Source organism: Cupriavidus basilensis OR16 (assembly GCF_000243095.1).
GTDB classification, from domain to species: Bacteria; Pseudomonadota; Gammaproteobacteria; order Burkholderiales; family Burkholderiaceae; genus Cupriavidus; species Cupriavidus basilensis_D.
The window spans coordinates 1-25,161 of the sequence record NZ_AHJE01000038.1; the positions used below are offsets into that span (position 1 = coordinate 1).

At 66.9% G+C, this 25,161-nt stretch carries 16 protein-coding genes and 4 pseudogenes; 11 read left to right on the plus strand and 9 right to left on the minus strand.

The window, feature by feature from the left end; genetic code table 11:
- From OR16_RS47285 to OR16_RS14525, 3 genes and pseudogenes are all read right to left on the minus strand, one after another.
- A partial coding sequence (locus OR16_RS47285; protein WP_272942849.1) for an aconitase family protein occupies positions 1-303 on the minus strand: 303 nt, incomplete at its 3' end.
- A 10-nt stretch (positions 304-313) separates the two neighbouring features.
- Positions 314-1,759: pseudogene (locus OR16_RS14520) on the minus strand (aconitase family protein); the annotation flags it as partial.
- A 142-nt stretch (positions 1,760-1,901) separates the two neighbouring features.
- Positions 1,902-2,801: pseudogene (locus tag OR16_RS14525) on the minus strand (LysR family transcriptional regulator).
- A 478-nt stretch (positions 2,802-3,279) separates the two neighbouring features.
- On the opposite strand from OR16_RS14525, the pseudogene OR16_RS14535 reads away from it, so the two are divergent.
- From OR16_RS14535 to OR16_RS14545, 3 genes and pseudogenes are all read left to right on the plus strand, one after another.
- A pseudogene (locus OR16_RS14535) lies at positions 3,280-6,100 on the plus strand (xanthine dehydrogenase family protein molybdopterin-binding subunit).
- Positions 6,097-6,648: a (2Fe-2S)-binding protein gene (locus OR16_RS14540; RefSeq protein ID WP_006158707.1), complete on the plus strand. Its 552-nt coding sequence runs from the start codon at positions 6,097-6,099 to the stop codon at positions 6,646-6,648. The pseudogene OR16_RS14535 and the gene OR16_RS14540 overlap by 4 nt, the downstream one beginning before the upstream one ends.
- A complete protein-coding gene (locus OR16_RS14545) occupies positions 6,648-7,949 on the plus strand; it encodes a c-type cytochrome (RefSeq protein ID WP_006158708.1) in 1,302 nt (433 codons plus the stop codon). The genes OR16_RS14540 and OR16_RS14545 overlap by 1 nt, the downstream gene beginning before the upstream one ends.
- A 152-nt stretch (positions 7,950-8,101) precedes the next feature.
- Here the strand turns inward: OR16_RS14545 and OR16_RS14550 are convergent, their stop codons facing one another.
- Entirely contained in the window at positions 8,102-8,509 is a 408-nt protein-coding gene (locus tag OR16_RS14550) for a hypothetical protein (protein WP_006158709.1), read from the minus strand.
- Between the two features lie 241 nt (positions 8,510-8,750).
- On the opposite strand from OR16_RS14550, the gene OR16_RS14555 reads away from it, so the two are divergent.
- Positions 8,751-9,134 carry a hypothetical protein gene (locus tag OR16_RS14555; RefSeq protein WP_006158710.1) on the plus strand — a complete coding sequence of 128 codons (384 nt, stop codon included), beginning with the start codon at positions 8,751-8,753 and terminating at the stop codon, positions 9,132-9,134.
- 64 nt (positions 9,135-9,198) lie between these two features.
- Here OR16_RS14555 and mdeB read toward each other — a convergent pair whose 3' ends face one another.
- Both mdeB and OR16_RS14565 read right to left on the minus strand, forming a co-directional pair.
- Positions 9,199-11,835: an alpha-ketoglutarate dehydrogenase gene (gene mdeB / locus OR16_RS14560; RefSeq protein ID WP_006158711.1), complete on the minus strand. Its 2,637-nt coding sequence runs from the start codon at positions 11,833-11,835 to the stop codon at positions 9,199-9,201.
- Positions 11,836-12,061: 226 nt separating this feature from the next.
- Positions 12,062-13,492 (minus strand): CoA-acylating methylmalonate-semialdehyde dehydrogenase, encoded by a 1,431-nt coding sequence (locus OR16_RS14565; RefSeq protein ID WP_006158712.1) that lies wholly within the window; start codon positions 13,490-13,492, stop codon positions 12,062-12,064.
- Between the two features lie 121 nt (positions 13,493-13,613).
- On the opposite strand from OR16_RS14565, the gene OR16_RS14570 reads away from it, so the two are divergent.
- Positions 13,614-14,549, plus strand: coding sequence for a LysR family transcriptional regulator (locus OR16_RS14570; protein WP_006158713.1), 936 nt, complete (start codon positions 13,614-13,616; stop codon positions 14,547-14,549).
- Positions 14,550-14,558: 9 nt separating this feature from the next.
- Here the strand turns inward: OR16_RS14570 and OR16_RS14575 are convergent, their stop codons facing one another.
- Positions 14,559-15,056 (minus strand): hypothetical protein, encoded by a 498-nt coding sequence (locus OR16_RS14575; protein ID WP_006158714.1) that lies wholly within the window; start codon positions 15,054-15,056, stop codon positions 14,559-14,561.
- Positions 15,053-15,601 (minus strand): hypothetical protein, encoded by a 549-nt coding sequence (locus OR16_RS14580; RefSeq protein WP_006158715.1) that lies wholly within the window; start codon positions 15,599-15,601, stop codon positions 15,053-15,055. Before OR16_RS14580 ends, OR16_RS14575 begins: the two co-directional genes overlap by 4 nt.
- Positions 15,602-15,817: 216 nt before the next feature.
- Between OR16_RS14580 and OR16_RS14585 the strand changes: the two genes are divergently transcribed.
- Together OR16_RS14585 and OR16_RS14590 are read left to right on the plus strand one after the other, a co-directional pair.
- Complete coding sequence (locus OR16_RS14585; RefSeq protein ID WP_006158716.1) at positions 15,818-16,816, plus strand: 5'-nucleotidase; 999 nt, start codon at positions 15,818-15,820, stop codon at positions 16,814-16,816.
- Complete coding sequence (locus OR16_RS14590) at positions 16,813-17,130, plus strand: YnfA family protein (RefSeq protein WP_006158717.1); 318 nt, start codon at positions 16,813-16,815, stop codon at positions 17,128-17,130. The genes OR16_RS14585 and OR16_RS14590 overlap by 4 nt, the downstream gene beginning before the upstream one ends.
- Positions 17,131-17,228: 98 nt before the next feature.
- On the opposite strand, the gene OR16_RS14595 is transcribed toward OR16_RS14590, so the two are convergent.
- Positions 17,229-20,789: an indolepyruvate ferredoxin oxidoreductase family protein gene (locus OR16_RS14595; protein ID WP_006158718.1), complete on the minus strand. Its 3,561-nt coding sequence runs from the start codon at positions 20,787-20,789 to the stop codon at positions 17,229-17,231.
- Positions 20,790-20,905: 116 nt separating this feature from the next.
- On the opposite strand from OR16_RS14595, the gene OR16_RS14600 reads away from it, so the two are divergent.
- The 4 genes and pseudogenes from OR16_RS14600 (at position 20,906) to OR16_RS14615 (ending at position 25,139) form a co-directional block, all read left to right on the plus strand.
- A complete protein-coding gene (locus OR16_RS14600) occupies positions 20,906-21,853 on the plus strand; it encodes a LysR family transcriptional regulator (RefSeq protein ID WP_006158719.1) in 948 nt (315 codons plus the stop codon).
- 218 nt (positions 21,854-22,071) lie between these two features.
- On the plus strand, positions 22,072-23,592 hold the full coding sequence (adh, locus tag OR16_RS14605; protein WP_006158720.1) for an aldehyde dehydrogenase: 1,521 nt from the start codon (positions 22,072-22,074) through the stop codon (positions 23,590-23,592).
- A 112-nt stretch (positions 23,593-23,704) separates the two neighbouring features.
- The gene (gene adhP / locus OR16_RS14610) at positions 23,705-24,733 is read left to right on the plus strand and encodes an alcohol dehydrogenase AdhP (RefSeq protein WP_006158721.1); all 1,029 of its coding nucleotides are present in this window, start codon (positions 23,705-23,707) and stop codon (positions 24,731-24,733) included.
- A 71-nt stretch (positions 24,734-24,804) separates the two neighbouring features.
- Positions 24,805-25,139 (plus strand): annotated as a pseudogene (locus tag OR16_RS14615) (DUF779 domain-containing protein).
- Positions 25,140-25,161: the final 22 nt, after the last annotated feature.

Below are 25,161 nucleotides of genomic sequence, written 5' to 3' on the forward strand. Positions count from 1 at the left end.
CGGCATGACCAGCGTGACACCGGCGGCGGCGAAGGTGTCCATGTAGCCGCGCGCTTCACAGTAAGCCTTCACGCCCAGCGTGCCAAACTGCAGGAAGAGCCGGGTACGAGGCGACACCTTGAGGCCATGGTCCAGGCCCCAGCGCAGCACCTCGTGGTAGTAGTCGAAATCCTCGCGCTTGCCGGCCGTGCAGGAGCCGCCATAGGCAATGTCCACCGGCACCGGCTGCGCCAGCGTGTTGGCCGCGATGCCATTGCCGGGGGTCGCCGGGACGCGCAACCATCGGCGCGATGGCGGCAGCATCGATGCGGATCACGTCGCGATACGCGGCGCCGGCATCGCTGCGCATCCAGTCCTCGACCACAAAATCAGCATCGCGCCGCGCCTTCAGGAAGGCCACCGTCTTGTCATCCGGCTCGACAATGCCCGTGAAGCCGCCCAGTTCGGCGACCATATTGGTCAGCGTGGCGCGCTCGTCGATCGACAAGCCTCGCACGGTGCTGCCGGCGTATTCGAACACCACGCCGATGGCCCCGCCGGAGCGGATCGCCTCCATCTGCAGCAGGTGGAGCACGATGTCCTTGGCGGTCACGCCCGGCGCCAGATCGCCCTCCACCTCCACGCGCAGGGTTTCCGGCACCTTGCAGCGCACGTAGCCCGTGACCCAGCTATTGGCAAGATCGGTGGCGCCAGCGCCAAACGCCAGGCAGCCGAGCGCGCCCGAATGCGGCGTGTGCGAATCGGTGCCCACCACCACCTGCCCGGGCAGGGCGTATTGCTCGGCCATCAGCGCATGGCAGATGCCTTCCGAGCCTGGCACGTCGCCGGGCAGCGCGTTGTGCGAGCGCACCGGGTAGTCGCGCGTAAAGCCGCTATGGCCCTGCATCAGGTTGGCCACGCCGGACAGCAAGCCGTCGCGCACATGCGGGAAGCTCTGGGCCGCCAGCACAAGATGATCCTGGAAGGCGATGATGTGATCCGGCTCGTGCAACGTTACCGGCTTGCCGAACGCGCGGTGCATCAGGTGCGCGCACATGCCGGTGAAGTAGTCGTGCGAGAAGCGCCAGTCGGCCGCCACGAACACCCCCTGGCCGCGCTCGGCGGATGCCGTGCCGGGCAGCAGATGGCGGGCGATGATTTTCTCCACCAGCGTGCGCGGCGCGGCATCGCTGGTTTCTTTCGCGTCGTGCGTGCCTTCGCCCGCCGCCGGCCAGCTCGCGGCGCGGCTATAGGCCAGCAGGCCGCCGGCGCGGATCACCTGCTGGGTCAGCGCGTCGCGCCCGCTCAGGAATGCCTCGATGGGAATTGCCTCGCCTGCCAGCACGCGATCCAGCACGGAGAAATCCGTGGTGGTCAGGATGCCGATGTTGTCGCAGTTCTGCTGGTAGATGCGCTCGAAGCTCTCTGCCACGATCAGGCGGATGCCGGCAGACAGCTCTGCCAGCGGACTGGACTCGCGCGAGGAACCCTTGCCGTAGCGCTTGCCGGCCACCGTGACGGCAAAGCCGCCGTTGCGGATGGCGTCGCGCCCGATCGGCTGCTCGCCCCCGGCCTGGAACCCCACATAGGGAAACTGCCCCAACCGCTCATCGTAGGTCAGCATGATGGTGACCGGCGTGATCTCGTCGGTGGAGATGTTGTCGCGCAGCGGGCCGGCCTCGGCCAGGGTCATGGGCTTGCCCTCCAGCTGGGCGCGCACGCAGGCGGGATCTTGCGACAGGTACAGCACGCGGCCGTCGAAGCGGAGGGTGGCTTCCATTGCGGGGATTCTCGTTTTGATGAGCCCACTATATGGGTTGGCGCCGCCGGGGCAAAGTGCGCAGTCGGCATGGCAGGCGTCTCGGATCGAGACGCCTGGCGATTGGCCCGCTTTCGCCCGGGCTTGGCCCGCAGCGCCTGCGCTATTGCCGGCAAAGGAAGCCCACCAAGGCCGCGGCACTCGCCGAGAGATGCTCCCGCGCGTGGAACACCACCACCAGTTGCCGGGTCGCCCAGGGGTCCGTTAGCGGTCGCGCCGCCACGTCGAGCGTGTTCAGGTAAAGCTCGCCCACTTGCCGGGGCACGATGGCGATGCCAAGTCCAACATGCACCATACGGCACAGTGCATCCAGGCTCGCCACCCGGATCTAGATCTTGAGCGCCGCGCCCAGGCGCGTGGCCTGCTCCGCCAGAAGCCGGCTCAGCGCACTCTCATCACGCAGCGCCACGAAGGTCTCGCCGAGTACGTCCGCAAAGCCCACCTGCTGCGCCGACGCCAGCGGATGCCCGCGCGGCACCAGCACGCACAGCTGGTCCTCCCGGTAAGGCAGCGCGACAAACTGCTCCACGCCCTGGATCGCATTGCAGATGCCAAAGTCCGCGCTGCGCTCGCCCACCATGCGCAGCACCTCGGGGCTGTGCTGCTCCTCCAGTTCGATGCCGATATCCGGATACACGCGCCCAAAGGCCGCCAGGTCTTCCGGCAGGAACTGCACGATGGCGCCAAGGTTGCACACCAAGCGCACGTTGCCGCGCGCGCCGGACGTGAAGCGCGACAACGCCGCGCCGAGCGCCTCGATATTGCCAATGATGGCGAGCGCATGCCGCAGCACCGTCTCGCCCACCGGCGTCACCGTGATGCCACGCGGATGCCGCTCGATCACCGGCAAGCCAATCAACGTCTCGATCTCCGCAATGCGGCGGCTGACCGCCGACGGCGCAATGAATTCTCGCTCGGCCGCGCGCGCGATGTTTTGTTCCTGGCAGACCGCGACGAACAGGCGCAGCGAGGTCAGGTCAAGTTTTCTGAGCAGATTGTCCATGGGGCGATGCTACAACGGTTGGCCGGCGTCGCGGTTGATGCCGTGAGCGTGTCAACGCGATGAGCGCCGATCCCGCTGGATTTGTGCCATGCACAATGTCCTAGCGCATGAGCGCCGGCGATGGAACTCCCGAATGGTGATGAGCAGTATTCGGGGCACCCTATTGCGGGCACGCCACGCCCGGGCGCAGAATCCGCGCGCCGGCGTGCACTTCTGCGCCTAGAATAAAAACTTGCGTTGCCCCACCATTCATCAGCCCAGTCTTGCGTCGTAATCCGCGCCGGTGCTGCACATCGTGCCCGCGCCCTCTTGCACGGAGACCTCGATTGCCGCTGTCCGTCGCACCCCGGTTCTCTCCGTCTTCCGTCCGGCCGTCCTGGCCGGGCGCGTCTGGCCGTCAATCGCAATCCCGATCGCAACCCGAACAGCACCAGGCTGCGCCACTGCAGCGGCATCAGCGCAAATTCAAGGAAATTCCATGGCTAACTTCAGCCCAACGCGTCGCACTTTCCTGAAAGCCAGCGTCGTGGCCGGGGTGTCGGTGTATATCGCACCGATCGGCGGCAAGGCCTTCGCGGCCCTGTTCGAAGAAAAAATCCTGACCCCGGTCCAGTGGGACCCCAAGACCGGCGCCCCCAGGTTCCGCATCGACGGCATGGCCAAGGTCACCGGCGCCAAGGTCTTCGCGCGCGATATCCGCTCGCGCGACATGCCGCACTGGCCCAAGGAACAATCGCACGCCTTTATCCTGCGCACAACCAAGGCGGACCGCAGCTATGCGGGCTTTGACCTGGCGCTGCTGGGTGACGACCTGAAGCCCGACCGCGTGGTCACCGCGGCCGACCTGGCGCGCGATGGCGTGGCCTTTCCTGCCTTTTACGGCGAGGACATGCTGCTGCCGGAAGGCAAGACGCCGGCCTATCTGGGCCATGCCGTTGCCATCCTGATTTATCACGACTTTGCCCGATTCCGCTTTGCCAAGGACAAGCTCAAGTTCCACGACGAGATCATCCGCTACGGCGCCGAGACCGGCCCGCTGGAGCGCGATCCGTGGGGCACGTTCCGCTTTGTGCGGGTGGGCGGCGAGACGCCCTTCGACGACGACGTGTTCTCCAGCCTGAAGAACGCACCGCTGTTCCCCAGCATGATGCGCAAGCACGAGCCGGTCTGGCCAGATGGCAAGGATCACGGCCAGCTTGGCGAGCAAGGCATGTTCCATGCGGGCCAGATCCGTCAGCAACTGGATCAGCCACCGACCGGCTGGCTGGTGCTGGAGCGCGAGTACAACACGCAGTCCATCGACACCGCCGCGCTGGAACCGGACAACGCCAACTGCTGGTACGACGCCGCCAACCAGGCGCTGCACATGGTGGTGCCGACCCAGTCGCCCATCGAAGTCGGCGACAGCACGGCGGAGATGATGGCCAAGGCCAAGGGCGTGTTCCCGGTCAAGCAGGTGTTCGTCCACCCCTGCTACACCGTGGGCTACGGCTCCAAGGATCACTACAACTTCCCCTTCTACGGCCTGGTGACAGCGCTCTACGCCGACGGCAAGCCGGTGCGGCTGGCCAACGATCGCTATGAGCAGTTCCAGACCTCGATCAAGCGCCACGCCTTCAAGATGCGCTACCGCATCGCGGTGGACAAGAACACCGGGCTGTTCCAGTCGTTCCAGGGCGACTTCGAGGCCAACGGCGGCGGCCGCGCCAACTTCTCGCCGTCCGTGGCGATGGTGGGCGCCACCGCGGCGCAGTCGATCTATTACTTCCCGAAGAACGACCTGACCGCGGTGGCAATCGCCTCGCGCGCCATCGACGCGGGCTCCGCGCGCGGCTACGGCACGCTGCAGAGCATGGCGGCTACCGAGATGATGGTCGACGAGTTCGCCGAGCAGTTGAAGCTCGACCCGATCGAGTTCCGCCTGAAAAACGCGCTGCGCTCGGGCATGAAGAACACGCAGGGCGCGATCCCCGCCGGCGCGATTCGCGTCGACGAGGTGCTGCAGGCGGCCAAGGCCCACCCGCTGTGGACCAACCGCGCCAAGAAGAAGGCCGATTTTGAGGCCAGCCACCCGGGCCGGCGCTACGGCGTGGGCTTTGCCTGCGTGCAGAAGGACTTCGGCACCGGCGCCGAGGCCTCGTTCGCCAAGGTGGAGATGCGGGCGGACGGATCACTGCGGCGCGGAGATCGGCACCGGCATGTCCACCTCGCAGGCGGTGGCCGTGATGCGCTGGCTGGGCAAGCCCGCCACCGAGGTGCGCGTGGCGGTCACCGACTGGCCCGACCTGCCCGTCACCGCCACCGGCGATCCGTACATCATGAGCCAGGCCGACCAGGACAAGCTGTCGGCCAACCCGCGCTGGTCGCCCGCGTATGCGTCGCCATCGAGTGCCACCAACTCGGCCTACTACTTCACCCACAGCACCCGTGAGGCCGCCCGCGTGGTCTTCATGCATGGGCTGTGGCCGGCGGCGATGGCGATCTGGAGCCAAGGCCTGGGCGGCGGCCAGGCAGCCTCGCTGGTGGTGCGCGTCGAGGACGCGCGCTGGGTCCAGGGCAAGCTCACGGCCGGCGGCCTGCAAGCCCTGCCCTACGAGCAACTGGCCAAGAAAGCGCACGAGCTCGGCCTGGTCACGGGCGCCACCGTGCACGTGTTCAATCGCTGGCAATGGACGGAGGCCGATTTCGAAGTCAATGGCGCCGCCACGCGGCTACCCATCGACGGCCTGTCGGTACGCTACGGCGAAGGTGCCGACGCCGCGCGCAAGGCGCGCATGACCACCAGCGGCGGCTACCAGGTGCTGGACCGCAAGAAGGTCTACATTGCCCCGACCCAACGCAACAACGCCACCGTGACCTACTACAGCGCGGTAGGCACGCTGGTGGAGCTGTCGGTGCTTGAGGCCAGCGGCAAGGTCGACATCCTCAGCCATCACTCCATCATGGAATGCGGCTCGCAGCTGTCGCCGGAGCTGGTGTCCGGGCAGTTGCAGGGTGGCATCGCCATGGGCATCGGCCATGCGCTGCACGAGTTCCTGCCGCTGTACGAGGACGGGCCCGGCAACGGCACCTGGAACTTCAACCGCTACCCGTTGCCGCGCGCCAGCGACGTCGCCGTGTGGACACAAAGCGGGACGGTCCTGCCTCCCGTATCCGAAACCGATCCGCCCAAGGGCATCGCCGAAGTGGTGATGATTCCGGTGGTGGGCGCCATCGTCAACGGCATCGCGCATGCCATCGGCCATCGCTTCACCGCCCTGCCGGTCAGCGCCGAGAAGATTAAGGAGATCCTGGCATGAGCATCGCCACCCAACCGCTTTCCCTCAATATCAACGGCAAGGACGTCGGCCCCATCGATGTGCCGGAAGGCCTGATGATGATCGACTTCCTGCACGAGTACCTTGCGCTCACCGGTTCGCGCCTGGGCTGCGGCCAGGGCATCTGCCACGCCTGCGTGGTGATCCACGACAAGGCCGACGGCACCAGCGAGGAAGTCCGCGCCTGCATCACCGGCGCGCATTACTTCCAGGGCAAGAAGGTGCGCACGGTGGAAGGCCACGCCAAGCGCAACGACAAGGGCGAGGTCATGGAACTATCGCCCGTGCAGCAGAAGTTCCTGGAGCACTTCAGCTTCCAGTGCGGCTACTGTACGCCCGGCTTCGTCAACGGCGCGACCATCCTGGTGGAGCGCCTGAAGCGCCAGCCGGTGGCCAAAGGCAAGGTGGACGAGACCATCACCGCGGCGCTCAACGACCATATCTGCCGGTGCACCGGCTATGTGCGCTACTTCGAGGCCGTCAAGGACGTGGTGATCAACACCCCGGGCCTGGTAAAGGAAGACAAGTGATGATGAGCCAGCCCAACTTCCTCCGGCACGCGCGCACCAAGCTGGCGACCATGGCCGCGCTGGGCGCGGCCCTGCTGGCTGGCTGCGGCGACCACGCCGCCCCGGTCGACGCCGCCGCCGACCAGCAACCCGCCACCAAGCTCTCTCCCGCCGACCAGATCGCACGCGGGCGCTACCTGGTGCGCGCCGCGGATTGCACCGCCTGCCATACCAGCGCCCAGGGCGCGCCGTTTGCCGGCGGGGTGGAACTAGCCTCGCCGTTCGGCACCTTTTACGGCACCAACATCACGCCGGACAAGGACCACGGCATCGGCAAGTGGAGCGCGGACGATTTCTACAAGTCGCTGCATGACGGGGTCACGCCGGACAAGCATCTCTATCCAGCCATGCCCTATACCTCGTATCGCGGCCTGTCGCGTGGCGACACCGACGCGATGTACGCCTACCTGATGCAGCTGAAACCGGTTGCCGTGGCCAACAGGCCGCACGCTCTCAGCTTCCCGTACAACATGCGTGTGGCGCTGGTCGGCTGGAACCTGCTGTTCCTGAAAGACCAGTTGCCGGATGCATCCACGGGGCAGACCCCCGCCTGGCAACGCGGCCGCTACCTGTCCAACGCGCTGGGCCATTGCGCCGAGTGCCACACGCCGCGCGCCATGTTCGGCCGGCTGGATTCGGCCAAGCCACTGGCCGGCGCCGCGCTCGGCCGCGTGGCCGCGCTGGACATCACGCCCACCGGCTTGGCCGCGCGCGGCTGGACGGGCGCCGACCTGCAGGCCTTCTTCGCCACCGGCATGGCGCCGCAAGGCTCGGCCTACGGCGAGATGTTCCCCGTGGTCCATCTCAGCAGCCAGTACCTGAACAAGGCCGACCTCACCGCCATGTCGACCTACCTGCTGGGCGACCAGCCGCCACAGCCCCAGCCACTCAAGCCGGCTGCCGCGGAAGCGGACGTAGCCCGGTTCAAGCCCGGGCGCCAGCAATACCTGGCCGTCTGCGCCGGCTGTCACGGCCGCGAGGGCGAGGGCAAGCCGCACGTGGCGGTGGCGATGCTGGGCAACTCCACCGTGCGCAACGCCGACCCGCACAACCTGATCGTATCCATGCTCGACGGCATCGAAGCCCAGAAATTCCCCGGGCTGGAGAGCATGCAGGACATGCCCGGCTTTGCGTCGCGCCTGAGCGACACGGAACTGGCCGGCCTGGCCAACTACCTGCGGGCGAGCTACGGCGGACAACCCGGCGACGTGAGCGCGGACAAGGTAAAGGCCCTGCGCGCGGAAGCGGGCAAGGGCCATTGAGGGCGGCCGCCGGCGCGGACGTGCCGGCGCCCTGCCCTCCGGTTCAACCGGCTACTTCATCGCTACTTGCTCGTGCATGCAGCGCGGCGCGCCGCCCGGTTCACGGGACGTTGCACTCCGAAGGGTTGGGGCTCAGGAAGGCCGACAGGCGCTCAGGCGCCGTCGAGGAAGGGATTGCGCTGGCCTAGGCGCGTCCCGAGCGCATCGGGGGCCAGGCTCATGCTGGCGGCGTCCATTGCCGGGTTGGGGCTGCGCGCCAGCGTCGGGTCGACCGGTGCGCTCGCCATGCCCGGCTGAACCGGCTGTTCGGCACTCTGCGCATAAGGATCGCGTGCGGCCGGCAGCGTCGCCTGGGCCGATGGCGCTGCCGCCGGCATGGCTTGCATAGGCTGCGCGGATGGCACCGACTGTGCGGATTGCATAGGCTGGGTGGATTGCATCGGCTGAGTCATCGGCATCGGCTGGGCCGGCTGAATGGGCTGGGCCTGCTGCGCGAACAGCGGGTAGGACGCGATCATCGCGCCAGCCATCAACAGGGATTTCGCCAGATGTTGCTTCATTCGTGTACCTCCAAAAAACGCCTTCAGGCATGGGAAGGACCACTGTAGCGCCGAGGCACCTGACATTTTGTTTGATTTTGCAACAGTCATTTACCAGCCTTGCCATCGACGCCAAGGCGGGGTAACCGCGCGCGCTCGCTGTGCATCCCCATCCTCTGCGGCACGCCCCTTGCGGGCTTCACGCCGATTCCGATGCCGCCTGCGGTATAGTCCTCGCGTTCAATTTCGGCAGAGAGATAGCATGGCGGAGAAAAAGATCCGGGTGTCGCATATCGGTGTCCCCGGCAACCTGAGTGTGTTGAAACTCAAATCGTATCTGCGGACTGCCGTTGCCGATGCGGCGCGGACGGAGAATACGGAGGAAACCGAGAGTGAGGCGGAGATCCTGCTGGTCAAGGTGCTGGTTCCCCGCCCGCTCGGCTTGCGTGCCGGGGAGAAGCTGTTTGACAAGGTGCTGCAGGGCATCGTCGACAAGGATCCCCGCGTTGCCCGCGTCTCGGTTGAGTTCATCGATGGCGAAGTTACGCAGCAGGCCATCGACGCTAGCATGGCGAGGATCCAGAAGGAACTGGATGCGTTCGGGCACGTCTTGCATGAACAGCCGCAGGATGAGGACCGGGAGTGATCCACGCTGTCGTGGCTGCCGTTCCGCGCGCCCGGCTATCCCGGCCACGGCGGCAGGCGCTGGCTTAACGCACCCAGGGCGCATCCACCGCCGTCCTCGAGATTGCCCGCAGCGCGGCAATCGCCACGTGGTACCGGTCGATCTCGAAGAAGCGGCGCAGCGCGGCGCGCGTGTCGCTGCGCCCGAAGCCATCCGTGCCGAGCGCGGTGAACGGCGCGCTCAGGTAGGAGGCGACAAGCTGCGCGTAGGCCCGCACGTAGTCGGTGGCGGCGATGACCGGAGTCGCGCCCGGCAGGCAGCGCTGCAAATGGCTTTGCGTCTCGCCGCCGCTGGCGAACAGGCTGGCGCGCTCGCATTCGCGGGCGTCCCGGGCCAGCTCGGAGAAGCTGGTCACGCTCCAGATCTCCGCTTTGATACCCCAGTCGCTCGCCAGCAGTTCCGCGGCGGCGATGACTTCGCGCAGGATGGCGCCGGAGCCCAGCAGCCTGATGCTGGCGGCAGCGCCTTCCGGGCCGCGGGTGCCATAGAGGTACATGCCCTTGATCACGTCTTCGTGCGCGTCCTCGCGCAGCGGCGCCTGCGCGTAGTTCTCGTTGTTGACGGTGAGATAGTAGAACTCGTCACGCTGTTCTTCCAGCATGCTGCGCGCGCCGTGGTGGATGATGACCGCGGCCTCGCTGGCGAAGGCCGGATCATAGGCGCGGCAGTTCGGCACCGTGGCGGCGATCAGCTGGCTGGTGCCGTCCTGGTGCTGCAGGCCTTCGCCGGCAAGCGTGGTACGCCCGGCGGTGGCGCCGATCAGGAAGCCTCGCGCGCGCTGGTCCGCCGCCGCCCAGATCAGGTCGCCGACGCGCTGGAAGCCGAACATCGAGTAGTAGATATAGAACGGCAGCATGGCCACGCCGCTCACGCTGTACGAAGTGGCCGCGGCCGTCCACGATGCCAGTGCGCCGGCTTCGGTGATGCCTTCTTCCAGCAACTGCCCTTGCTGGCTCTCCTTGTAGTACAGCATGGAGCCGGCATCCTCCGGTTCGTAGAGCTGGCCCACCGGCGAATAGATGCCGATCTGCCGGAACAGGTTGGCCATGCCGAAGGTGCGCGCCTCGTCGGCCACGATGGGCACCACGCGCGGGCCGATGGTCTTGTCCTTGATCAGGTTGGTAAACAGGCGCACCACGCCGGTGGTGGTGGAAACGGCACGCTCGTCCGGCTCCATGGCGAAGCGGCCATACTGCATCAGCTCGGGCATGCGCAGCGCGGGCGCGGTGCGCGCGCGGGCCGGCAGGTAACCGCCCAGCGCCTGCCGGCGGGCGTGGAGGTAGGTCATCTCCGGGCTGTCGTCGGCCGGCTTGTAGAAGCGCAGATCCGCCACGGCATCGTCGTCCAGCGGCAGCGCAAAGCGGTCGCGGAAGGCTCGCAGCGCGTCGATATCGAGCTTCTTCTGCTGGTGCGCCGTCATGCGGGACTCGCCCGCCTCGCCCATGCCGTAGCCCTTCTTGGTCTTGGCTAGGATCACGGTGGGCTTGCCCTTGTGCGCCTGCGCATCCAGGAATGCGGCGTACAGCTTGCGGAAATCATGGCCGCCCCGGCGCAGCGCATCGATATCCGCGCTGCTCATGCTGGCGACCAGCGCCTTGAGCTCGGGGTCCGTGTTGAAGAAGTGAGCCAGGTTGTAGTCGCCGTCCTTGGCGCCGAGGTTCTGGTACTCGCCGTCCACCATCGCGGCGAAGCGCCGGAGCAGCGCGTGATTGGTGTCGCGCGCAAACAGCGCGTCCCACTCGGAGCCCCAGACTACCTTGACGACGTGCCAGCCTGCGCCGCTGAACAGTGCCTCCAGTTCGTGGATCACCTGGCCGTTGCCGCGCACCGGGCCATCGAGCCGCTGCAGGTTGCAGTTGATGACGAAGGTGAGGTTGTCGAGCTTCTCGCGCGCCGCCAGCGAGAGCGCGGCAAGCGATTCCGGCTCGTCCATCTCGCCATCCCCGAACACGCCCCACACGCGGCGCGCGGCGGTGTCGGCGATGCCGCGATGGCCGAGATAGCGCAGGAAGCGGGCCTGGTAGATAGCGCTGATCGGCCCAATGCCCATGGAACCGGTCGGGAATTGCCAGAAATCCGGCATCAGCCACGGATGCGGATAGGAGGACAGGCCACCGCCGCCCGTTTCCTGCCGATAGCTTGCCAGCTGGGACTCGGACAGCCGCCCCTCCAGGAAGGCGCGCGCGTAGACGCCCGGGGCGGAGTGCGGCTGGAAGTAGACCAGGTCGCCCTTGTGCTCGCCGTCGTCGGCGCGGAAGAAGTGATTGAAGCCGACTTCGAAGATCTCGGCAGCGGAGGCATAGCTGGCAAGGTGGCCGCCAAGTTCGCCGTAGGCCTTGTTGGCGCGCACCACCATGGCGAGCGCGTTCCAGCGGATGATCGAAGTCAGCCGCTGTTCCATGGCGAGGTCGCCGGTATAGCGCGGCTGCTCGCCCACGCCGATGCTGTTCTGGTAGGCCGAGTACGGATTGGCCCGCTCGCCTAAGCCGAGATGGCTGGCGTGCTCGGCGAGGCGCTCCAGCAGGAAGCGCGCACGCGGCGCGCCCCCGGTGCGGAAGACGCCGGCCAGGGCGTCGAGCCATTCGCTGGTTTCCTCAACGTCGGGGTCTTGGCCTTCGCCAGGGGCAATCTGGATGGCGGCTGTGGTGGGCAGGGCAAGCATTGCGGTCTCCGTCGGCTTAGTTCTTCTCTATCCGATTGTAGGGAGGGGGCCGCGGCAGAAGCTGCCGAATTGCCAGGGGACACGGGGCGCCGGCAGCGTAGCGTGCTGCGGCTGGGCCGCAGGCAGCGCAACGTGCTGTGGAGACTGGGATGCGGTCCGATATGGCCAATAGGCCACATCCGGATTCAGGACATTGCGCCTCCCAGATTGGCGTCCCGCCCGCTGCTTACTTCGCCGTAGGCATGGCGAACTCGGCGCCCTTGCCGATGCTGTCGGGCCAGCGCTGCATGACCGACTTCTGCTTGGTGTAGAAGCGCACGCCTTCCTCGCCATAGGCATGGGTGTCACCGAACAGGCTGCGCTTCCAGCCGCCAAAGCCGTGCCAGGCCATCGGCACCGGGATGGGCACGTTGATGCCGACCATGCCGACCTGAATGCGCCGCGCGAACTCGCGCGCCACGCCGCCGAGCACCGGACCGAAGATCTCTTCCTTGTAGATGCGCATCGCGGGGGTCACGTTGTCGAACAGGGTGCCGCCCGTGAAGAAGCCCGCTTCATGGCCCGGCACGCGGCAATCGCGGCCGTCCACCACCAGCGTGGCGCCTTCCTCCACGCCCAGGCCGACATAGCCCTCGATCCGCTCCAGGGCCTGGCGCGTGACGATGGGGCCCATCTCGGCTTCGGCGTTCATGCCGTTGCCGATCACCAGCGCCTTCACGCGCTCGGCCAGCAGCGGCAGGATCTTGTCCGCCACATCGCCGACCAGCACGGCAATCGAGATCGCCATGCAGCGCTCGCCCGCCGAGCCGTAGCCGGCGCCGATCAAGGCGTCCACGGCTTGCTCGATGTCCGCGTCGGGCATGACCACCAGGTGGTTCTTGGCGCCGCCGAGCGCCTGCACGCGCTTGCCGAAATGCGCCGAGCGCTCGCTGATGTACTGCGCAATGGGGGTGGAGCCGACGAAGCTCACTGCCTTGACTTCAGGATGCTCGATCAGCGCATCGACCACGACCTTGTCGCCCTGCACTACGTTGAACACGCCGGCCGGCAGGCCGGCTTCGGTCAGCAGTTCCGCCATGAACAGGCTGGCGCTGGGATCACGCTCGCTAGGCTTGAGCACAAAGGTGTTGCCCGCCGCCAGCGCGATCGGGAACATCCAGCAAGGGACCATGCAAGGGAAGTTGAACGGCGTGATGCCAACGACCACGCCCAGCGGCTGGCGCAGCGTCCAGTTGTCCATCCCGGTGCTGACCTGGTCCGTGTAGTCGCCCTTGAGCAACTGGGGGATGCCGCAGGCAAACTCGATGATGTCGATGCCACGGGAGACTTCGCCCTGCGCATCGGAGAAGACCTTGCCATGTTCAGCCGTGATCATCGCCGCGAGCGTGTCGCGATTCTGGTTCATCAACTGCAGGAAGCGCTGCATGACCCGCGCGCGTCGGATCGGGGGCGTGTCCGCCCAGGCCGGGAAGGCGGCGGCGGCGGCGGCCACCGCCGCGCCGGCTTCGTCGACCGAGCCCAGCGCCACGGTGCGCGCGGCGGCGCCGGTAGCGGGGTTGAAGACATCCTGCGCGCGGCCGCTGCTGCTGGCAACCCGGCTGCCGTTGATGTAGTGGCCGATCTGGCCGCCTTCGGTGTATGCGGTGGGAGTCTTCACGTTGTTGCCTTCCAGGAAAAGAGAGGGGGGATTAGCCAATGCGACGAGTGTAGTCAGTGACCTTCCCCCCATCAATGCCGCGCGACTTGACTCATTGTTTAGCAAAGTAAACAATGCGGCGATGGAAGACGAAAATAAAGAGCCCAACTGGGCGCACCTCTATTCGCTGGTCGTGCTTGGCGAGCTTGGCAGCTACACGGCCGCGGCCGTGCGCCTGGGCCTGAGCAAAGGGGCGATGAGCCAGCGGATCGCGGAGCTCGAGCGCAGCGCCGGCGTGCCGCTGGTGCAGCGGACCACGCGCAGCGTACGCCTGACGGAAGCCGGCCAGCAGCTCGCGGACACCACGCGCAACGCCTTCCAGGACATCGAGCGCAGCTTTGCCGGCGTGCGCGATCTTGCCGGCGAGCCGCGCGGCCTGCTGCGGGTAACGGCGCCCGTGGCGCTGGGCCGGCAGCAGATCGTCCCGCGCATCCCGGCCTTCCTGAAGGCCTACCCGGAAGTGCGGATCGAGATGGAGTTCTCCGACAAGTTCACCGCGCTGGCGCAGGAGGGTTTCGACCTGGCGATCCGGCATGCCTCGGTGGCGCCCGATACGCATATTGCCTGGACACTATGCCGGACCAGCTCGGTCCTGGTAGCAACGCGCAGCTACCTGAAGCGCCATGGCGCGCCGGAAACCCCGGAGGAACTGGCCGAGCATGCTTGCCTGCATTACTTCCGGCGGGGCGAATCGCCCACCTGGAGCTTCGAGCCGCTGCGCGGCGCGGGCCCTCGCCGCAGCGTGGCCATCAACGGCAGCTTTGCCGCCAACAACAGCGAGGCCCTGCGCGAGGCGGCGCTGGGGGGCCTGGGCATCGCCCTGCTGCCGGACTTCACCGCGCAGGCGGACGTGGCCGCCGGCAGGCTGGTCAAGGTGCTGCCCGGCTGGCGCCCGGCGGGCGCCTTTGGCGACCACCTTTTCGCCATCCGCCCTTATAGCCCTTACCTGCCGCGCGCTGTCCGCGTGTTCGTGGACTACCTGCGCGAGACGCTCAAGGATGGCTTCACCATGGGCTGAAGCCCTGCCCTACTGCAGGTTGCCCCAGCGCGGCACCGCCGGCTCCGCCACCGCCCATTTCCAGCCCGAGGGCTGCCGGCAGGCAGTGACCAGGAACCAGGCGCGCTGCTGCTTGTTGTCGTCATCCACCGAGAACAGCGCCTCCCGGCATTGCGCCAGCGGCGTGCGGATGACGCGCACCACCCGCACCCAGCCATGCTCGTTGGCATAGGGCAAGGGATGGCGGATTTCCCAGCGATGCTGCTCGTCGACCGGCATCGCGCCGATGGTGGCGGCGATGCTGTCCTGCTCCGCCTGGTGCCAGTTGCGCATGACGTATTTGGTGCCGGCATCCGTGGCGGCGGCGACGCCGATGGCCGCGCCCGCCGCCAGGGCCGGGTTGGCGGTGACCGCGCCAGTCGCCACGCCGGCCACCGCGCCGGTCAGGTCGCCGACCGACGCGCAGCCGGTGGCCAGGGCGGCCGCAAGCACGGGCGCGATCACCTGCAACCGGTGCAAGCGGCTCATTGCAGCGACCCCCAGCGTTCGGTGGCCGGCTCCGCCGACGCCCACTTCCACGTCTGGCCGTCACGGCAGATCGCCGCGATATAGAAGGCGCTGGATTTTGCATCGTCGTCCACCGAGAACACGATCTCCTTGCACGGCAAGGACTTGCCGCCAATCTCGCGGCTGACCGTGACGCGGCCATGTTCGGCGGGCTCCAGCGGCACGGCGTGGTCGGTCTTCCAGTCCGCCACCGCGTCCACGGCCAGCGGGCCGGCGGCCATGGCGATGCGGTCTTGCGCCGCCGCGTGGATCTTCCGCTGGCTGTACTGCAAGGCTGCCCTGGCACCTGCCTGCACGCCCAGGCCGATACCGGTCGCCACCGCCGCGTTGTCGGTCAGCGCGCCGGCAACGCTCGCGCCGGCAATGCCCGCGCCGGCCGCCGTGCCTTCACCGAGCAGGGAGCTGCAGCCCGATGCGGACAAGCAAAGGGCGAGCGCCGCGGCCAGCGCAGCGGCATCGCGCAGACCGGGCCAGCGCCGGGCGGATGGGGAGTCAGGAGTGATCATGGGAGATGGGAAATCGGGCAGGGCAATGCCCCGGCATCGCCGGCGCATTCGCAAATGCGGGCCAGCATACGCGTGCGCACTTGTGTCGCAAAGCGCAGAAGTGTCAAAGATTGTAAGAACGACAACGTGCGCTGGATGCCTCAGGTGAGCGGCGCATCCGCCCGACGCGTCGCCAGCGTCGAATCGTCTGGTTTTAGTCTGCCTTTATACTGCGGCATGGCCTACGATCTCACAGACAAACTCGTTATCGGCATCTCGTCCCGGGCGCTGTTCGACCTCGAGCACGAGAACGGCATCTATCAATCCGAAGGGGTGGCATCCTACTGCGCCTACCAGCGCCTGCATGAGGACGAGCCCCTGCTGCCGGGCACCGCGTTCCCGCTGGTGCAGGCGCTGCTCGGGCTCAACAGCCTGATTCCCGGCCGGCGGCTGGTGGAAGTGGTGGTGATCTCGCGCAATTCGCCCGACACCGGGTTGCGCGCCTTCAACGCCATCGAGACCCACCGGCTGGACATCACCCGCGCGGCCTTCACCGGCGGCGAGCCGATCTCGCGCTACCTGCAAGCCTTCAAGGTAGACCTGTTCCTCTCGCGCGAGGCCACCGACGTACAGGCCGCCATCGACGGCGGCGTGGCCGCCGCCCAGTTATACGCCGCGCCGGCCGACTATCACGCGCCGGCCGGCCAGATCCGCATTGCCTTCGACGGCGATGCCGTGCTGTTCTCGCCCGAGTCCGAGCAGATCTTCAAGCAAAAGGGACTGGAAGCCTTTATCCGCCATGAGCAGAAGCACCGCCACAAGGCCATGGCCGAAGGGCCGTTCGCCAAGCTGCTGCTCCGGCTGGCCGAGATCCAGTCGCACTTCCGGCCCGGGACGTGCCCGGTGCGCATCGCCATCGTGACGGCGCGCAACAGCCCCGCGCATACGCGGGTGGTGCATACCCTGCGCGCGTGGAACGTCAGCATCGATGAAGCCTTTTTCCTCGGCGGCTTGCCTAAGGATCAAGTGCTGCAGGCGTTCGGCGCGCATATGTTCTTCGACGACCAGGAAGGGCATGTGGAACTGGCGTCGGCGGTGGTGCCGTCGGGGCGGGTGCCTTACAAAGGCGGGGAGCTGGGGGGCGGCAAGCGGCGGCCGGCTACCCGCAAACGCGTGAAGAAGGACGACGCAGAGAACGCCAGCCAGGCTGCCAAAGCGCAGCCCTCCACAACATGAAGACCTTCGCCCTTTACCTCGTCACGGCCTGCGCGGAGATCCTGGGCTGCTATTTCCCCTACCTGTGGCTGCGCCAGGGCGCAAGCGCATGGCTGCTGGTGCCGGGCGCGCTGTCGCTGGCGCTGTTCGCCTGGCTGCTGTCGCTGCATCCGGATGCCTCCGGGCGGGTTTATGCGGCTTACGGCGGGATTTATATCGCAGTAGCCATTATGTGGCTCTGGCTGGTGGACGGGGTGAGGCCTAGCCACTGGGATCTGGCGGGGGTGGCAGTGGCGATTGCGGGGATGGCGATGATTGTGTTTCAGCCGCGTTGAAATGCCGGCGGCGCTGATCGCGAACCCGCGCTGCCACAAGCGCGCCGCCCTCTCCCCTCCCTGGTGGGCGCCAACCCGCCATTGGCACCCGCGACCACTCAGGCAGCAGCCCGCGCCGCCGCCCCGCGATACCGCGCCAGCAAATCCACCCGGCGCGCAGCCGCCTTCTCCATATTGGCTTCCTTGACATGCCCGAAACCCCGGATGTCGTCGGGCAGGCTCGCCAGCGCCACCGCCGTATCCAGCCGATCCGCATTCAGCGTCGCGCCGAACTCCTCCGCCATTGCGATGTAGTCCTCGATCAGCTTGCGTTCCGAGCGTCGCTCGGCGGTCTTGCCGAAGACGTCGAATGCGGTGCCGCGCAGGCCCTTTGCGCGCGCCAGCAGGCGGAAGGCCGTCAGCATGGCGGGGCCAAACCGGCGCTTGACCAGGTGGCCATGCGAGTCCCGCTTTGCCAGCAGCGGGGGCGCCAGGTGGAAGCTCAGCTGGTAGTCCCGGCCCGGCTCGCCCTCGAACTGCGCGCGCAGCTTGTCGAGGAACGCGGGGTCGGCGTACAGGCGGGCGACTTCGTACTCATCCTTGTAGGCCATCAGCTTGGCGAGGTTGCGCGCCACGGCTTCGGCGAGCGGCATGCGCGGGTCGGCGCCCACGCGCTTCTCGGCGGCGCGAACGCTGTCGACCGCGGCGCGGTACCGGGCAGCGTACGCCGGGTTCTGGTAGGCCGTGAGCAGGGCTTCGCGCTGACGGATGACGCTATCCAGCGTTTCCGGCATGGCCACCACCTGGGCACGCGGCGTGGTCTGCAATTGCGCCGCGAGCGCGGCCTCGCCGTGATGCGCCAGATAGCGGCCCCAGTCGAAGGCCAGCAGGTTCTTCTCCACCGATACGCCGTTCAGCTCGATGGCGCGCACGAGGCTATCGCGCCGCAGCGGGACCCAGCCCTTTTGCCAGGCAAAGCCCAGCAGCAGCGGGTTGGAGTAGATCGAATCGGCCAGCAGCTTCACGGCCCACGCATTGGCGTCGATAAAGGCGCAGGCGTTGCCGACGCTGGCGCGCAGGTCCTGCTCGGCCGAGGCGCCCGGGAATTTCCAGTTCGGGTTCTTGATGAAGTCAGCGGTAGGCGTATTGGCGCTGTTGATGGCGGCGGCCGTCACATCGAGCCGGGTCTTGGACAAGACCTCGGGCGAGGCGGAGACGATGGCATCGCAGCCGATCACCAGCCGTGCTTCGCCGGTGGCGATGCGGGTGGCGTGCAGCGCGGCGGGGGTCGGTGCGATCTGCACGTGGCTGATCACGGCACCGCCCTTCTGCGCCAGGCCGGCCATGTCGAGCACGGTCACGCCCTTTTGCTCCAGGTGGGCGGCCATGCCGAGCAGGCCACCGATGGTGACCACGCCAGTGCCGCCAACGCCCGTTACCAGCACGCCGTAGGGCCGTTCCAGCGCGGGTAGCACCGGCTGCGGCAATGCGCTGAAATCCGCGAGCGCACCCTTGCCGCCGGCCGCGGCCGGCTTGCGCACTTGTGCACCTTCGGCCGTGACAAAGCTCGGGCAGAAGCCGTTGACGCAGGAGAAGTCCTTGTTGCAGGAGGACTGGTTGATCTTGCGCTTGGTGCCCTGTGGCGTTTCCAGCGGCTCCACCGACAGGCAGTTGGACTTGACCGAGCAATCGCCGCAGCCTTCGCAGACCGCGTCGTTGATAAAGGCGCGCTTGGCGGGGTCTGCCATGGTGCCGCGCTTGCGGCGGCGGCGTTTTTCGGTGGCGCAGGTCTGGTCGTAGATCAGGATGGTGACGCCGGCAGTGTCACGCAGCTGGAGCTGGATGTCATCGAGCTGGTCGCGGTGATGCACCGTGACGCCGCCGGGCAGCATGCTGCCGTCGCCATACTTCTCGGGCTCGTCGGTCACCACCACGATCTTGCTGGCGCCTTCGGCCAGCACCTGGTGCGCGATCTGCGGCACGGTCAGCACGCCGTCCACGGGCTGGCCGCCGGTCATCGCGACCGCATCGTTGAACAGGATCTTGTAGGTAATGCAGGCTTTGGATGCAATGGCCGCGCGGATCGCCAGCAGGCCCGAGTGGAAATAGGTGCCGTCGCCAAGATTGACGAACACGTGCTTCTCGCCGGTGAAATGCATCTGCCCGGTCCACGCTACGCCCTCGCCGCCCATCTGGCTGAAGGTGTCGGTATTACGGTCCATCCACATCGCCATGTAGTGGCAGCCGATGCCTGCCAGCGCGCGCGAGCCTGCGGGCACGCGGGTGGAGGTGTTGTGCGGGCAACCCGAGCAGAACCAGGGCTTGCGCTCCACCGAGATGCGCGGGCGCGCGGCTTCGCGCTCCTTGGCCTCGATCAGCGCCACCCGCGCGGCGATGCGCTCGCGCACGTCGGTGGGCAGGTCGCTTTTCTCCAGCCGGGTGGCGATGGCCTTGGCGATCAGCGCGGGCGATAGCTCGTAGTGCGCGGGCAGCAGCCAGTTGCCGCGCGGCAGCGACCATTCGCCGCCGTGGTTGCCGCGCTCGTCGAACTTGCCGTAGACCTTGGGGCGCACATCGTCGCGCCAGTTGTAGAGTTCTTCCTTGAGCGCGTATTCGAGGATCTGGCGCTTTTCTTCCACCACCAGGATCTCTTCCAGGCCGGTGGCGAACTCGCGCGCGTCGTGCGCGTCCAGCGGCCACACGCAGCCCACCTTGAACACGCGGATGCCGATACGCTGGCAGGTGTCGTCGTCAAGGCCCAGGTCCGACAACGCCTGGCGCACGTCGAGATAGGCCTTGCCCGCGGTCATGATGCCGAAGCGCGCATTGGGCGAATCCAGCACCACGCGGTTGAGCTTGTTGGCGCGGATATAGGCCAGCGCCGCATACCATTTGTGGTCGAGCAGGCGGGCTTCCTGCGCTAGCGGTGGATCGGGCCAGCGGATATTGAGGCCGCCCTCGGGCATGGCGAAGTCTTCCGGTAGCACGATCTTGACGCGCTCCGGGTCGACCTCCACCGAGGCGGTGGATTCCACCACGTCGGTCACGCATTTCATCGACACCCACAGGCCGGAGTAGCGGCTCATGGCCCAGCCATGCAGGCCGTAGTCGAGGTATTCCTGCACATTGGACGGATACAGCACCGGGATGCCGGAGGCCAGCAGCACGTGTTCGGACTGGTGCGCCACCGAGGATGACTTGGCGGCGTGGTCGTCGCCCGCCAGCAGCAGCACGCCGCCGTGCTTGGCGGAGCCGGCGGAGTTGGCGTGCTTGAGCACGTCGATGGAGCGGTCCACCCCCGGGCCCTTGCCGTACCACATCGAGAACACACCGTCGCGGGTGGCGTCCGGGAACAGGTTGACCTGCTGGGTGCCCCACACGGCGGTGGCGGCCAGGTCCTCGTTCACGCCAGGCTGGAACACCACGTCGCTGGCGGCCAGGTGCTTCTTGGCCTTCCACAGCGCCTGGTCCACCCCGCCCAGTGGGGAGCCGCGGTAGCCGGAGATAAAGCCCGCCGTATTGAGCCCGGCGGCGAGGTCGCGTGCTTTTTGCAGCATGGGCAGGCGCACCAGCGCCTGGGTGCCGCTGAGATAGACGCGGCCCTTTTCCAGTGTGTACTTGTCGTCGAGGGAAACCGACGCTAGCGCGTCCTGCTGGGCTGGGGTCAGGGGGGCATTCATCGATGCTGTCTCCGTGTGCTCTTGTGGGCTACAGCGGAGTGTAGGAAGGCCCGGCGATATCGTAAAATCAAGAATTCAGAGATCAGGTATCCGAAAAACGCATAGCGGAGCGGCATATGGCGAAAGCACGGCACGGGAAGGAAGACAGCGGGCAGCGCATCGCCAAGGAAATCACGCTGCGGCAGTTCCGCTATTTCGCCGCGGCGGCGGAAACCGGCCAGTTCTCGATGGCCGCCACCGCCGAGCATGTGTCGCAATCGGCCATTACCAATGCCGTGCTGATGCTGGAGCAACAGCTTGGCGTGCGCCTCTTTGACCGCCTGCCGCACGGCGTGGCGCTGACGGCCGAGGGCCACCGGCTGCACCAGCGCGCCCGGCAGATCCTGGACGCCGTGCAGGACACCCTGCGCGAGCCGCGCTTCCAGGCGCACAACCTGAGCGGCACGGTGCGCCTGGCGGCGTCCTACACCGTGCTGGGCTACCTGTTGCCGGGCCTGCTGGCGCGGTTTCGTACCAACTATCCGGATATCGATTTCGACCTGCACGACATGGACCGCCCCGGCATCGAGCGCGCGGTGCTGGCCGGCGAGATCGAGCTTGGCATCGGCCTGCTGTCCAATATCGAGAAACTGCAACGCTTTGCCCACCACACGCTGATCCGCTCGCGGCGCCAGCTTTGGGCCTCGCCGTCGCACCCCTTGCTGGCGCTGCCCCGGCTGACGCTGAAGGACATCGCGGCGCATCCCTACATCCTGCTGACGGTGGACGAAGGCGAGCGCTCCACGCTGCGCTACTGGCGCAGCAAGCGGCTCGCACCCTCGATCGCGTTCCGCACCAGTTCGATGGAGGGGCTGCGCGGGCTGGTCGCGCACGGCTTTGGCGTGACGGTGTTGTCCGACATGGTGTATCGCCCGTGGTCGCTGGAGGGCAAGCAGATCGAGGCGCGGCCGATTGCCGAAGGCGTGCCGGACATGGAGCTGGGGCTGCTGTGGCAACCGGGGCGCAAGCTGGACAAGCCAGCCGATGCGCTGCGGGAGTTCCTGATCCATGCCAGCGGCAGCTAGGCGGCGATCCGCTGTGCCAAGGCGCCACACGCTGCTCCAGATTGGTACACCTTGGGGCACCGCGGCACACCGGAAGCCGCCTGCATAGCCCCCTCCTCGCCAGGTTTTACGTGGTTTCCCCGTTCTCGCAGCGCCGCGCCCGCCGGGCACAGCTTTTGCGGATGGATGCTTGTGCGCGAACCAAGCGGCACGACAGACATCACGAATCGGAGAGAGACATGAACATGGCGGAAATCGCCCAGCTGGGCGTTGCGTATCCCTACAAGGAACAGTACGAGAACTATATCGGCGGCGCCTGGGTGGCCCCGGCCGATGGCCAGTACTTTGAAGCGATCTCGCCGGTCACCGGCAAGCCCTTCACGCGCGTGCCGCGCTCCAACCAGAAGGACGTGGATGCCGCACTCGACGCCGCGCACCGCGCCAAGGACGCCTGGGGCCGCACCTCCACCACCGAGCGCGCCCGCATCCTGAACCGCATCGCCGATCGCATCGAGGCCAACCTGGTCACGCTGGCGGTAGCCGAGACCATCGACAACGGCAAGCCCATCCGCGAAACCACGGCTGCGGACCTGCCGCTGGCGGTCGATCATTTCCGCTATTTTGCTGGCTGCATCCGCGCGCAGGAAGGCGGCATCTCCGAGATCGACCACGAGACCGTGGCCTATCATTTCCACGAGCCGCTGGGCGTGGTCGGCCAGATCATCCCGTGGAATTTCCCGATCCTGATGGCCACCTGGAAGCTCGCGCCCGCGCTGGCAGCGGGCAATTGCGTGGTGCTCAAGCCGGCGGAGCAAACCCCGGCCTCGATCCTGGTGCTGATGGAGATCATCGGCGACCTGCTGCCGCCTGGCGTGCTCAATGTGATCAACGGCTTTGGCCTGGAAGCCGGCAAGCCACTGGCTTCCAGCTCGCGCATCAGCAAGATCGCCTTTACCGGCGAGACCACCACCGGCCGGCTGATCATGCAGTACGCCTCGCAAAACCTGATCCCGGTCACGCTGGAGCTGGGCGGCAAGTCGCCCAACATCTTCTTCGAGGACGTGCTGTCCGCCGACGACGCCTACTTCGACAAGGCGCTGGAAGGCTTCGCCATGTTCGCGCTGAACCAGGGCGAGGTCTGCACCTGCCCGTCGCGCGCGCTGATCCAGGAGTCGATCTACGAGCGCTTCATGGAGCGCGCGCTCAAGCGCGTGGCGGCCATCAAGCAAGGCCACCCGCTCGACAAGGCCACCATGATCGGCGCGCAGGCTTCGCAGGAGCAGCTTGAGAAGATCCTGTCGTATATCGACCTGGGCAAGCAGGAAGGCGCGCAATGCCTGATCGGCGGCGAGCGCAACGCGCTGGCTGGCGACCTTGCGAGCGGCTACTACGTCAAGCCCACGGTATTCGCCGGCCACAACAAGATGCGCATTTTCCAAGAAGAGATCTTTGGCCCGGTGGTGTCGGTGACCACGTTCAAGAACGAGGAAGAAGCGCTGGAAATCGCCAACGACACGCTCTACGGGCTGGGCGCCGGGGTATGGACACGCGACGGCGCGCGCGCCTTCCGCATGGGTCGCGGCATCCAGGCCGGCCGCGTGTGGACCAACTGCTATCACGCTTATCCCGCACACGCGGCGTTCGGCGGCTACAAGCAATCCGGCATCGGGCGCGAGAACCATCGCATGATGCTGGACCACTACCAGCAGACCAAGAACCTGCTGGTGAGCTATAGCCCGAATGCGCTCGGCTTCTTTTGATACAGCGCAAGGATGGGCGCGCGCGCCCATGACATGATCGACGTGACGCTCGCCCCTGCCGGCCTGCCGCCGCGCGGCGCGGGCGTCCTTGCCAACAGAATCAGGAGTCGAGATGACAGCGATGATGAAAGCCGCCGTGGTGCGGGAATTCGGCGCCCCGCTCACAATTGATGAAGTGCCCGTGCCGCAACCCGGGCGCGGCCAGATCCAGGTCAAGATCGAAGCTTCCGGCGTCTGCCACACCGATCTGCACGCCGCCGAAGGCGACTGGCCGGTCAAGCCCACCCTGCCCTTTATCCCCGGCCATGAAGGCGTGGGCTATGTGTCCGCCGTGGGTGCTGGCGTGTCCCGCGTGAAGGAGGGCGATCGGGTCGGCGTGCCCTGGCTGTACAGCGCCTGCGGCTATTGCGAGCACTGCCTGCAAGGCTGGGAGACCCTGTGTGAGAAGCAGCAAAACACCGGCTACTCGGTCAACGGCGGCTATGGCGAATACGTGGTAGCCGATCCCAACTACGTGGGCCTGCTGCCGGACAGCGTGGGCTTCGTGGAGATCGCGCCGATCCTTTGCGCGGGCGTGACCGTCTACAAGGGCTTGAAAGTCACCGACACGCGACCCGGCCAATGGGTCGTGATCTCCGGCATCGGCGGCCTTGGCCATGTGGCGGTGCAATATGCGCGCGCCATGGGGCTGCGCGTGGCGGCGGTGGATATCGATGACAAGAAGCTCGAGCTTGCCCGCAAGCTCGGGGCCGAGGTGACGGTCAATGCGCGCACCACCGATCCGGTGGCCTTCCTGCAAAATGAAATCGGCGGCGCGCACGGCGCGCTGGTCACGGCGGTCTCGCCCAAGGCGTTCGGCCAGGCGATCGGCATGGTCCGGCGTGGCGGCACGGTGGCGCTCAATGGCTTGCCGCCCGGCGACTTCCCCACGCCGATCTTCGACGTGGTGCTTAAAGGCATCACCATCCGCGGCTCCATCGTCGGCACCCGCAGCGACTTGCAGGAATCGCTGGACTTCGCCGCGCACGGCGCGGTCAAGGCGACGGTTTCCACCGCGCCGCTGGAGAAGATCAACGAGATCTTCACGCGCATGCGCGCCGGCGATATCGAAGGCCGGGTCGTGATGGATTTTGCTGCTTGACGTTTGCTGACTGAAGCTTGCTACCTGAAGTTGTCGTCTGAAGTTGCCGTCTGAAGGCAAGGAGCCGCCCGATGCCCAACACTGAGTCACCCGACGCCGTGCAGCGCGTCGTCGCCACGCCCGCCGCGCTGGCGCTGATCGAGCGCCTGCGCGCGCAGCACGGGGCGTTGATGTTCCACCAGTCGGGCGGCTGCTGCGACGGCAGTGCGCCGATGTGCTATCCGGACGGCGAGCTCCGCGCGCGCAGTTCGAGTACTGGCAGCACACGCGGCTGGTGATCGACGTGGTGGCGGGATCGGGCGGCATGTTCTCGCTGGAGGGGCCTACCGGGTTGCGGTTCTTGACGCGCTCGGAGCTGTTCAGCGATGAAGAGGCGGCACGGCTGGAGCGGGAGCCGGCGCCATGAAGCGCCGGCATGAAGTGAAACC